The 12,054-nt window shown below is 59.3% G+C and carries 7 protein-coding genes; 3 read left to right on the top strand and 4 right to left on the bottom strand.

Features of this window, described 5'->3' with window-relative positions:
* Positions 1 to 18 precede the first annotated feature (18 nt).
* Both L6R21_13055 and L6R21_13050 read left to right on the top strand, forming a co-directional pair.
* Complete coding sequence (locus tag L6R21_13055; GenBank protein ID MCK6560117.1) at positions 19 to 432, top strand: hypothetical protein; 414 nt, start codon at positions 19 to 21, stop codon at positions 430 to 432.
* Positions 433 to 560: 128 nt separating this feature from the next.
* Complete coding sequence (locus L6R21_13050; protein MCK6560116.1) at positions 561 to 1,529, top strand: acetylxylan esterase; 969 nt, start codon at positions 561 to 563, stop codon at positions 1,527 to 1,529.
* Positions 1,530 to 1,680: 151 nt separating this feature from the next.
* Here L6R21_13050 and L6R21_13045 read toward each other — a convergent pair whose 3' ends face one another.
* From L6R21_13045 to L6R21_13030, 4 genes are all read right to left on the bottom strand, one after another.
* Positions 1,681 to 2,772: a hypothetical protein gene (locus L6R21_13045; protein ID MCK6560115.1), complete on the bottom strand. Its 1,092-nt coding sequence runs from the start codon at positions 2,770 to 2,772 to the stop codon at positions 1,681 to 1,683.
* A gap of 374 nt (positions 2,773 to 3,146) precedes the next feature.
* Positions 3,147 to 3,923: a WecB/TagA/CpsF family glycosyltransferase gene (locus L6R21_13040; GenBank protein MCK6560114.1), complete on the bottom strand. Its 777-nt coding sequence runs from the start codon at positions 3,921 to 3,923 to the stop codon at positions 3,147 to 3,149.
* 54 nt (positions 3,924 to 3,977) lie between these two features.
* A complete protein-coding gene (locus tag L6R21_13035) occupies positions 3,978 to 4,892 on the bottom strand; it encodes a glycosyltransferase family 2 protein (protein ID MCK6560113.1) in 915 nt (304 codons plus the stop codon).
* A gap of 38 nt (positions 4,893 to 4,930) precedes the next feature.
* Positions 4,931 to 6,331 carry a glycosyltransferase gene (locus L6R21_13030; GenBank protein MCK6560112.1) on the bottom strand — a complete coding sequence of 467 codons (1,401 nt, stop codon included), beginning with the start codon at positions 6,329 to 6,331 and terminating at the stop codon, positions 4,931 to 4,933.
* Positions 6,332 to 7,445: 1,114 nt separating this feature from the next.
* Here L6R21_13030 and L6R21_13025 point away from each other — a divergent pair.
* Complete coding sequence (locus L6R21_13025) at positions 7,446 to 12,047, top strand: AAA family ATPase (protein MCK6560111.1); 4,602 nt, start codon at positions 7,446 to 7,448, stop codon at positions 12,045 to 12,047.
* Positions 12,048 to 12,054 lie beyond the last annotated feature (7 nt).

Genomic DNA, 12,054 nt, shown 5'->3' with positions numbered 1-12,054 from the left:
CTTTCAGGAGTTTGAGCCATGTCCTTCAGTATCAGACGCGTTGATTACCTCTACGCGACGGTCAAAGATCAGCCGGGCGAGGCCTACAAACTGCTCTCCCAGCTTGCGGAGTTAGGCGTCAATTTGCTCGCCTTTTCCGCGATTCCCACCGGCCCGATGCGCACCCAACTCACCCTCTTTCCCGAGCACACCCCGCAGTTCATGGATGCCGCGCGCAAAGCCGGCTTCGGCCTGGACGGCCCGCATCGCGCTCTGTTGGCGCAGGGCGATGATAAACTGGGCGCGCTCGCCGAAGTGCACGAGAAGCTGTACGAAGCCAACATCAACATTTATGCTTCCAACGGCGTTTCCGACGGCAGGGGCAGCTACGGCTACATCATCTATGTCCGGCCGGAAGAGTACGAAGCCGCGGCCAAAGCCCTGGGGCTGTGAGGCGGCGAGGCCGTTTGTTTCGCCCAAAGCGAAAGCGCTGCAACCTGCGTGGTCGACAAACCCACGCGCCGCTGCTTGGCTGCGCACGGTGAGGGTGGAGTGTCTATTCCCGGTGGTGGGAGTTTCTCATGTTCTTCGATTTGCCTCTCGATCAGCTTCAAATCTACCGGCCGGAGCGCAGCGAGCCGCCTGACTTCGAGGCTTTCTGGCAGGAAACGCTGCTGCAAGCGCAGCGCTTTCCACTGCACGCCACGTTCGATCCGGTCGACTCCGGCTTGCGTTTGGTTGAAACATACGATGTGACGTTCAACGGATTTGGCGGGCAGCCGATCAAGGGCTGGCTGATGTTGCCGCGCGAACGCAGCGCGGCTTTGCCGTGCGTGGTCGAGTACATCGGCTATGGCGGCGGCCGTGGCTTGCCGCTCGATTGGCTGTTGTGGAGTAATGCCGGCTATGCGCATTTCATCATGGACACGCGCGGCCAGGGCAGCGTCTGGCGCAAAGGCGATACGCCTGATCTCGAACCAGCAGGCTCAAATCCCCACCATCCCGGCTTCCTGACGCGCGGTATACTCGCTCCGCACAACTACTACTATCGCCGCCTTTTCACCGATGCCGTGCGGGCGGTCGAAGCTGCAGCCTCGCATCCCGCGATTGACGGATCACGTCTGGCAGTCACCGGCGGCAGCCAGGGCGGCGGCATCGCGCTGGCGGTGGCGGGACTGGTACCCGGCCTGGCCGCGGTGATGCCGGATGTTCCTTTTCTCTGCCACTTTCGCCGCGCCACCGAAATCGTGGATACTTTTCCCTATCAGGAAATCGCCAAGTTCTGCCAGGTGCATCGCGACCAAAGCGAAGCCGTGTTTCGGACATTGTCTTATTTCGATGGCCTCAATTTCGCGGTGCGGGCAGCCAGCCCGGCGCTTTTTTCCGTGGGATTGATGGATGAGATTTGCCCGCCCTCCACGGTGTTTGCCGCCTACAATCACTATGCGGGCGCGAAGCAGATCAAGGTTTGGCCTTACAACCATCACGAAGGCGGGGAGAGTTTTCAAGCGGTGGAAAAACTCCGCTTTCTTGCGGCGCGGTGGCGCTGAAGAACGGTGCGGCCGGTGGAGTTGTGCGGCGACAGCATTGATCACTTCGCGGTGTTGTTGGTCTTCCCTACCTCGATGACGAGGAATGAAGCCCGGCTCGCCGCGGTCGTGAAAAGCCACGCGGCGTCTGTGCTTGGCCGCCGTCGCCGCGTCAAGCGACTTCGAAAAGCTCATCGAGCATGGCGAGATAGTTTTCCGGCGGCACATAGCTGGGAATGGAATTCCCCGAGCCGAGCGCATAGCGGCCGCGGCGGCCACAGGTTTCAATCAGAAAGCGGGCATGCCGGCGCACTTCCTGCGGCGAGTCGCCGGCCAGCCGGTTGACATCCATGCCGCCCAACACCGCGATGCGATCGCCGTAGCGCGCCTGAAAATCCTGCACCGGAATGATCAAATCCTCGAACGAATGCTTGCCATCGATGCCCACCTCTTCAATCAAGTCGGACATGATTTTTTCGAGCTGGCCGCAGGAATGTAGAAAATAGGGCAGTCCCCGGGCATGTGCCATGGCCGCAAAGCGTTTGTGCCAGGGCAGAATCAGCTCCCGCAGCGTTTGCGGCGAAACCAGCGTGGCGGTGCGAAACCCCATGTCATCGCCGGGGAAGATTGCAATCAGGCGCTCGAGGCCGAGTACCTGTTCATAGAATCCCACCATCAACTGGCCGAGGCGGTCGGCAATCGCCTTGACCAAATCCGGCGCTTCATAGAGCGCATGGCAAAGCCCTTCCAGCGACATGATCCAGGACAAGTGTTCGAACACGCCGCCGCCATGCGAGACAATCATGCCCATGCCCTCGGGCAGATGCGCATTGATGTGTTCGAAGGGAAAAAAATCCATCTCCGCCACCGTGGGCCAGGGATAGCGCTCGAAGTCTTCCCAGGTTCGAATCGCGCCCTGGTGCTCATCCGGCCAGGCGCGGATTTTGTCCGAAGCCGGCGCGGCATCGGGAATGTACATTTGGTGCGTCGGCAGCGGCAGGTTGCGTTCAATGCGGATGAAGTCATAGCCCAGGCGGTGCCAAAATACGATCAAATTATCCAAATAAGCTTGTTGCGCCGCTCGCTCCGCCGCTTCCGGCACCCAGGTCCGGCCGAGCAGCTCCGTCACGATCGGCCGCATCACGACGTCATCGACGATGTACTCCACCAGCGGAGGCCGCGATTGCGGCACGCGCCCCATCAGTACCGCAATACATTTTTTCGCATCCGGCTGGGGATGACGCAAGGGCAGATGTTTCAGCATAGGATTTCGCTCCACAATTTGATCGATTGCTGCGCGACCCGTCATGCAACCGCAAGAACATTCGGCATGGCACAAAATACAAATTCCCGCCAGAGCGGCAACTGTTTTCGTGGAAAGCGGGAGGCGGTGTTTTCGCACGGCAGAAGATGAGGGCGGCGCGGATCAGCCGCGCTTGCCCGCAACCAGGCGGGCGGGAGGAATTCCATGCGGCCAGAAAGACAGGCCGGGGCGATAGTCAAATCCACCCCGGCCTTGGCTGTGTGGGATGAGGGAGCTGTTTGCAGATGGCACCATTGTCCGGTTTTGCTGCGATCCCATTGGCAGGCTGAGAGCGATATGCCGGCTCGCTCGCGGCAGGGCCGCGAGCGCCTGCGTCAATAAGCCGGACGCGGCACCTGCCGGCGCAACGCCAGGCGCATGCGCTGCGCCACCACCAGCGGGAAGAAGGCGAGATCTTCGAGGAGGTAGCGTCTCCAATAGCGGCCCGGGCTTTCGAGCACGCGGTGCAGCCACTCCAGGCCGGTGCGTTGCATCCAACGCGGGGCGCGGCGCGTGAGGCCCGCAACATACTCGAACGAAGCGCCAATGCCGATGCTGACCGGCACGCCCAGCCGGGCGATATGCCGATGAATCCACTTCTCCTGCTTGGGCGCACCCAGCCCGACGAAGAGAATGTCGGGTTGCGCGGCGCGAATCATGTTTTCGATCTGCTGATTCTCCGCGAAATCACTGAAGAAATCGAAGGGCGGGGAATAGGTGCCGGCCACTTGCAGTTTGGGATGGCGTTGGCGCAGAACCGCCGCGGCTTTGGCGGCCACGCCCGGTGCCGCACCGAGAAAGAAGACTTTGTAACCCCGCTCCGCCGCGCGGCCGCAGAGTGCTTCGAACAAGTCCGTGCCGTTGACGCGCTCGACCAGCGGCGTACCCAAGAAGCGCGCCGCCCACAACAGCGGCACGCCGTCCGGCACCGCCAAATCCGCCTTGTCATAGATGCGCTTGAACTCTCTATCCTTGCGGGTTTTGATGAGATGATCGACGTTGGGGGTGATCACCAGGCGCGGTTTGCGCTCGGTGATGAATTGCTCCACGCGCGCCAGGGTTTCGGCCATGCCGACGCGATCAACGGAGATGCCAAGAATCTCGACTTTCATGTTGCGCTCCAAAGTTCCAGGTTTTCGAAGTTCCGAAATTGCATTCTTATACTGTCACGCCGGTTGGGCTGCCAGTTGGGATTGCTGTGATCGCAGCGGCCGCTTCCAGGGCAGAAACAGGGCGCGCAAACGCGCCATCTGATCGGCACGCAAATACCGAATGAATGCCGGATCCGCGAGGCGCGCCTCGCGCCGCAGCAGCGAGCGCAGATAGCCCCAGCCGATGGCGCAGCCGATGACGCCGTAGGGCGGCTCGCTCATGCGATAAAGGCAGCGCGCCAGCACGAACAAGGGATGCGAGCCGTAATAGTAATCGCCCATGCCGGTTTTCATTTTGCCCCAAACAATGCCTTTGGCGGTGCCCATTTGGCGGAGATGAATGACGATCAGCTCGGGATAGTTCGCCGTTTCCCAGCCGTGCATGCGGGCGCGGTAGACGTCGATCGTGTCCCAACCGAGATGCGGCTCCAATCCGCCAATCGCTTCAAAGCAGGCGCGACGATAGAGCTTGATCGGGCCGACGACGAAATCGGGCGCGACTTTTTCCGCGATCAGCTTGCCGGTGGGGCCGCACAAATACGTGGTGCCGCTGGCCATGCCCAGCCGCGGCCGCCGCGCAAATTCGCGCAGCAGCATGGCAAAGTAGCCGGGGCCGAACTCGAGATCACCGTCCATCTTGCAGATGAAGTCGGGCGTCTTGCACGACAAGTGCGTCAGGCCTTCGTTGAAGGCTTCGACCACGCCCCGGCCAGGCTCGCGGTAGCCGCGGTCGCTGCGGCGCACCACCTTGATCCAGGCATGCTGTGCTGCGGCAGCTTGCGCCAGGGCAACGGTGTCATCGCTGGAGCCGTCGTCGACGATGATCCACTCCTGCGGCCGGTGCTGCTGCTGCACCATGGCAGCGATGGTGCGCGGCAGATATTTCGCCTCGTTGCGCACCGGCGAGATGATGGCATAGGTTCCGAGCATTTTCATTTCTCCTCTGACTCAAGCCGGCCGGTGGCGGCTCAGGCAAACATGATTTGGAATTGATCGGCAAACAGTGGCGCGCGCCGCCGGTCAGGCCGCGTGGGCGTTGCTGCGGCGCCGGCAGGATGATGCGGCCCGCGGCGGTCTTCTGCCGCTTCGGCTTGCAGCATGCGGTGTTGGATCCACTGCCACAAACGCCGGCTGTTGCTTTCCAGATTGTGGTATTGCTCGATCCAGCGCCGGCCGGCGGCAGCAAGCCGCGCGCGCAAGGCCTCGTCCGCCAGCAACCGCGCCATGGCGCGCGCCAGCGCTTCCGGATCCTCCGGCGGCGCGAGCAAACCGGTGGCCTCGTGCTGCACCAATTCCGGAATGCCGGAGATCTCGGTGGAGATGACCGGCACGCGCATCGCCATCGCTTCCATCAGCGTGGTGGGAATGCCGTCGCGATCGCCATCGGCATCCTGCACGCAGGGCATCACGAAGACTTCCGCGCGTGCGAGAAACTTGCGCACGTTGGGTTGCGCGCCCAGCAGGCGAATGCGCGACTGCAGCCCCAGTGCTGCAATTTCCGCCTGCAACGCCGCGCGTTCCGGCCCCTCGCCGACGATCCAACAGCGGAAATTGACGCCCGACTGCGCCAGCCGGCTGCAGGCCCGCACCAGATGAATGAATCCCTTTTTCGCGACCAACCGGCCGATCGCCACCACCAGCGGCGGCCGCAGGCTGGGCATGGCAACCGTCGCCGGAGTGAATTGCGTCACGTCCACGGCCACGCGCTGTACGCGCAGCTTGGCGGGATATGCCACTTCGTAGTTCGCGAGCATGTGCTTGCGATTGTATTCCGAAATGGTGAGGGGCAGGGCCGCTGCCGCGATTTTCAGATCCAGCATGAGCGGATCGGAATAGATGTCCTGCGCATGGCTGGTGAAGCCGAAGGGAATGCCGCTGAGTGCGCTGGCGGCCATGGCCACGCTGGAAGGCCCGTTGGCGAAATGCGCATGCAGGTAGCGCACGCCGCGCTGCCGGCACAAATGCGCCAGATAGACGCCCTCAAAAAAGTGCAGCAGGAAACGCTTGCGTCCGGCAAACGTGGCCGGCGCCTGCCGCCAAAACAGCGCCAGCGTTTGCAGGAAACGGGCGGGTGTGCGGGTGAGGAAACCGGCGATCGCCGCCAGCAAAGCCAGCGGCTGCGGCGGCCAGAGATGAGTCGTGGCCGCGGCCAGTTCCTGCATGTCAGCGGGAAGCGGCTCCGGCAACGGCCGGTGAATCGAAAAGCACTCGACAACTGCGCCGTGCTGCTGCAAGGCCAGCACTTCGCGCGCTACAAAGGTTTCCGACAACTTGGGAAACCGTGTCACCACGTAAGCAATGCGCTGCTCGCGGTTTCCCGGGCGGCGGGTATCGGCTTCCTGCTCGGCGAGTTTGGGATAGTCAATCATGGCGTCCTCGGGTTTCGTGGTTCACGCCCGTTCGCAAAGCAACCGCGATGCCAACGCGCACGGCGCAGTTGCACCTGCCGGCGGTGCATGTTGATGTTTGAGTTATCGGTGCAAGCCTCTGTCTTGCCACGCGCCTCGATTACAGCGCGTAACGTTTCATTGCAATGAAATGGCGTGGTTTTGGAATGAAGCGTAACAAGCGGCAGGAACGTGGCTGTCAATCCCACCGCACAGGCGCGCCGCCGGCAGGCAAGGCCGTTTTTTCCATTCCCGATCGTTGCCCTTCGCTTTTGCATTTCACGCCTTGGGGCTGCTCGTCTGGCCATGGAATTCGGACAGAGGCTCTCCGCTTGTTTTCAAACCAGTGAAAGCTGAAGCCCTCGGGCGACACTGGGAAAAACTCCAGGCAAAACCATTCAGACCCGAGTCGGGCGTGACTTTCAATTTTCTTCGATGAGCGAGTGTCGAAAATCGCGCTCGCAACAGTGATTGAAACCCTTGACTCAAAACCTGGCTGTGGTACGGAACAAGTCACAGCCCCAAACTGGTGCCCTGTTACCATGAAAAACAGATCTGCTCTTATTGTCATCCTGTGAGGATTTCATGGAGACTGGGGAACAGCACGAGTATTTCATGGGATTCGGCTGAAGGACATCTCGCGAGGCCACTTCCACGAATTCAGATAACAGACCACTGGCCTTTCATCCTGTCTTGCCAGGGTTCTCTTTTCAGGCAATACGGAAATCACACCGGCTGCAGGTTCAATCGTCTTATCCCAAATGGTAATGTCTGCGGAAACTTGAGAATTCTATTTTGACTTCGGGCGACTCATGGCGTGGCGTCAGTCCCCGCAACCTTCTCAGGCGGCCGTTTTGTGGCGCCGGGATTTTTTTCGCGATTCGTTTGCATATTCTTGCAAGATTCATTATAGTGCCCCAGCCCAAAGCCGGGATATGCCACCCCCAAAGATCAACCCGGAGCCAGGGGAAGAAACAGGAAAGGCCAGTCGTTTGAGAGACGCCCACATTTTTCCCAAGCGGGCCGGCAGGTGCCGCGTGCTCCGCAGCGCAATGGTAGATCCGGCCCCACTGGTTCAGCCCAGCAGAACAACCTCATGATCGAATCCCCCGCGAAGCCGGTGATCTTTCTCGCCTTTGCCCAAGACCGCACCGAAGGCGGCGCCTATTTGCGCAACCTGCCCCTCGAGCTGGACGGCATTCGCAAAGCGCTGCAAAAAGCCCGGCAGGCGGAGTTGTGCGAAGTCGTTGAGCGCTCCAACACCACGGTCGAAAACATTCTCGATGTGTTCCAAGAATATCAGGATCGCATCGCCGTTTTTCATTACGGCGGCCACGCCGGCAGCTACGAACTGCTACTGGAGTCGCTGACCGGTGAGCACGCGACGGCGCATAGTGAAGGCCTGGTTTCGTTTCTTGCCAGGCAAAAAGGCCTGCAACTCATTTTCTTGAACGGCTGCTGCTCGCAGCAGCAAGCGCTGGATTTGATCGCAGCGGGATTGCCGGCCGTGGTCGGCACGTCACAGAAAATCGATGACGGCGTTGCCACCAAATTGTCGGTGCGTTTCTATCAAGGCATGGCCGCCGGACTTGGAATTGATCGCGCCTGGGTCGAGGCAGTCGATCAAATCAAGATCGAGAAAGGCGCCGGCAACACTCGTGCGCTGCACTGGCAGGGCCAGGCGGAAACTTCCGATCGCTTCCCGTGGGAGATCTACTATCGCAACGGCGCGGAGCAAATCAAGGAGTGGAGCCTGCCGGAAGCCGTGGGCAATCCTCTCTTTGGCCTGCCGGAGATACCCAAAACCCATGATCTGCCGGAATCACCGTTTCTGTTTCTGCGGCGCTACGAACGGCCGCACGCGGAAATCTTCTTTGGCCGTTCCTATTATGTGCGAGCGCTGTGCAACCGCGTCAACGATCCGCATGCCGATCCCATCATTCTGCTCTATGGGCAATCGGGCGTGGGCAAATCTTCATTGCTGGAGGCCGGTCTCTATCCGCGCTTGGAAACGGATTACACCGTGGTCTATGCGCGGCGCCACGCGCAGAAGGGATTGATTCACACCCTGGGCGCAGCGTTGCAGCGCGAGCTGGCCAAGATTCCCCAAGACGAACTTACGCGGATACCCCAGTTGGCTGGATTGGCGTTGCCGCCGGAGAAGAGCGAGGCGCAACCCGCTGGGGCCGCGGACGCACACCCCGGTCAAATCATTGATAAAATCATTCGCGAGCTTGAAGCGGCAGCCGCCACCTCACCGGAGCCGGTGAAACAGGAAATCGAAGCGTTTATTGCGCGTTTACTGGTTTTCAAAACCGACACGCAGGCGCAGCACACGTTGACGACACCGCTATCCGAAGAAGCCGGGCAGGATACCGCGGTGCTGATTGATGAGGATATTCTGACCTTCCTGGAAAAATGGCTGGTGATCGAGGCGCACACCAACAAGCCGCTGCTGGTGATTCTCGATCAAGTGGAAGAACATTTCACCCGGCCCAATTCGGAACTTCCCTACGAATTGGACGATTTCATGCTGGCGCTGCGCATCATCTTCAGCTCGCCGGCGTTGCGTCCCACAGGCAAGATGATTTTGAGTTATCGCAAAGAGTATCATGCCGAAATCGAAGCGCGTTTTCGCACGTTTCTGCTGCCGCGCTCCACTGTGTTTTTGGAAACGCTCACGCGCAAGGATATTCTCGATATTTTTCAGGGGGTCACGCAAACGCCGGCCTTGAAAAAGCGCTACCATCTCACCGTCGATGAGGAGTTGCCGGTGATGATCGCCGATCATCTTTTGGAAGATAAAGATTCCTCGGTGGCGCCCGTGCTGCAAATTGTGCTGACCAAGCTGTGGAACGTCGCCAGTAATGAAAATGCGGAAGCGCCCCATTTTGCCGTGGCGCAGTACCAGCAGCTCAAGAAGGACGGCATTGGGATGAGGGAGTTTTTTGAGCAGCAGATGAAGGAGTTGCGCCATTGGCAGCAGGAGATCGTCGATTCCGGCTTGGCGTTGGACTTTCTCTATTTTCACACGTCCAGCCACGGCGCCGCCGACAGCAGCACGCTGGAAACCTTGCGCCGAACCTATGAACATCGCCAGCAAATCATCGAAGCTTTGGTCGCCAAATGCAAGGATCTTTATCTGTTGACCGAAGCCCAGCAGGGCCAGGAGGCCACCAGTTTGACGCATGACACGCTGGCCTCCGAAGTCATCAAGCAATACAACACTTCCGACAAACCCGGGCAGCGCGCCGCGCGCATCTTGAGCAACAAGATTCGAGAAATCCGTGTCCCGGACGACGAGGTCTGGCTGGATGAGATGGATCTGCGCATCGTCGAGCAGGGATTGGCGGGTATGCGGAACTTATCGGATAACGAGAAAAAGCTGCTCGAAATCAGCCGCCGCCGCCGCGAAGAACTTGAACGTGAGCGCCGGCGCAATCGCCAGATTCGCAGAGTTTTGGTGGCGGCGATTGTTCTATTCGCGGGATTTGCGGTGTGGCAGTGGCGCGAGAGCGTGAAGCAAAAAAATCGCGCCGAGTTGCAAGCCACAGTGGCGCAAAGCAATCTGCTCGCCAAAGAAGCGGACGAGAGGTTCCCAAGCGACCGCGCGCAAGCACTGCGTCTCGCCGCAGCCGCGTATGAGTTGCATCCCACCACTTCCGCAGAAAAGGCTTTGTTGAAGATATTTTATCAAACTCGCTTCGAGCAGCGGCAATTTTATGCGAGTCGCCTGTTGCACGGCAGCGAAGTGACCACAGCGGTTTTCTCACCGGACGGCAGCCAAATTCTGACGACTTGCCGTGATGATACCGCCCGGCTATGGTCGGCCGCCGGCGAGTTGCGAGCAAAATTTCCGCACGAGTATGAGGTCAACGCCGCCATCTTTTCACCGGAGGGCAATGAAATTCTTACGGCTTCAGACGACGCCACGGCGCGTTTATGGTTGGTGAATGGAGACAGCGTGAGAACTTACCAGCACGCTAACAATGTGAACACCATCCGTTTTTCACGTGATGGCACGCGCATACTCACCGCTTGTGATGATGATTCGGTTCGGCTTTGGTCAAAGTCCGGTGGTTTGATTACAGCCTTTCGGCACCAGGGCGCGGTGCTGTCGGCGGTTTTCTCCAACGATGAAAATTGGATTCTGTCAACGTCGAGCGACAACACCGCCCGACGTTGGTCGATCAACGATGGCACCGCGATCACGTTTCAGCATCGCGGCCCGGTTTATACGGCGGTAAATTCTCCCGACGACAAATTTGTTCTCACGGTCTCGGATGACGATACCGCGCGTCTGTGGTCGGCAAGCGGCAATCTGCAAAAAAGATTTCAACACGATGGCTCGGTTAGATCTGCATTGTTTCTAGCAAATGATGATGCGATCCTCACCGCCTCCGACGATGGCACTGCGAGAATCTGGTCGATAAATGGAGATTTGCGGAAGACATTCGAGCATCGCGGCCCGGTATTTTCCGCGATGAGTTCGCCAGACGGCAGCCGCATTCTCACGGCCTCACGCGACAGTACTGCCAGATTCTGGTCGAAAGATGGTGAGTTGATCGCCACGTTGCAACACGATGGCGCCGTCAATGCAGCCGTTTTTTCTGCAGATGAAAGCCACATTCTCACCGCGTCTCGAGATCGCACCGCGCGTCTGTGGCCGGCCGCAAAGACTGATTTGATCACGTTGCAACACGATGGTGAAGTCAATACCACGATTTTTTCACCGACCGGCGAACACATTCTGACGGCCTCAGGAGATTTCAATGCTCGGCTGTGGTCTGCAGAAGGAGAATTGCAGGCGACGTTGCCGCATGAGGCGGAAGTGCAGACGGCCATTTTCTCACCGGAGGGCGATTTAATTCTCACGGCTTCACGCGACAAAACCGCGCGCTTGTGGTCATTGCAGGGTGGCATGCTGGCGAGATTTCAACATGAAGGCACAGTCTATTCCGCCGTCTTTTCACCCAAGGGCGATCAATTTCTTACGGCTTCGTTGGATGACACAGCGAGGTTGTGGTCGAGAGAGCGAGGCTTGTTGGCGACCATTCCACATGCCGGTCCGGTTTATTCCGTTGCTTTTTCTCCCGATGGCCGCCGGGTCCTCACCGCTTCGGACGATTCCACGGCCCGGCTGTGGTCGTTGGAAGGGAAAATGATCGGAAGCTTTCGGCATGAGGGCGAAGTGTGGGCTGCAGTCTTTTCGCCCGATGGTCGCCGCATCTTGACCGCTTCCGAAGATTCCACCGCGCAGCTTTGGTCCCTCGAGGGCAAGCGTTTGGCAACGTTTCGACACGATGCCGAGCGGGTTTGGAAAGTTGCGTTTTCTCCTGACGGCAACCAGGTGCTCACCGCCTCGTGGGACAACACTGCCCGGTTGTGGTCAACCGACGGCAAATTGATCGTGACGTATCCGCATGAAGGAGGGCTATATTCTGCGCGTTTTTCATTGGATGGCCGTCATATTCTTACCGCTTCGGATGATGTTACCGCCAGGTTGTGGTCAATCACCGGCGACACGCTGATGACGTTTCAACACGAAGGCCCGGTTTACTCTGCCGTTTTCTCGAACGACGGCCGGCAAATAATTACCGCTTCCGCCGACGGCACGGCGCGGCTGTGGCAAACCCCGGCGGGCATCGCCGCGTGGCTGAAGACGGCGGAGGTTCATAGATTGCGCGAATTTGAATAACTGGAGT

It is taken from the genome of bacterium (genome assembly GCA_023150945.1).
Taxonomy (GTDB): Bacteria; Zhuqueibacterota; Zhuqueibacteria; order Zhuqueibacterales; family Zhuqueibacteraceae; genus Coneutiohabitans.
Note: the sequence above shows the minus strand (reverse complement) of the source record. Positions and strands in the feature narration are given on the sequence as shown.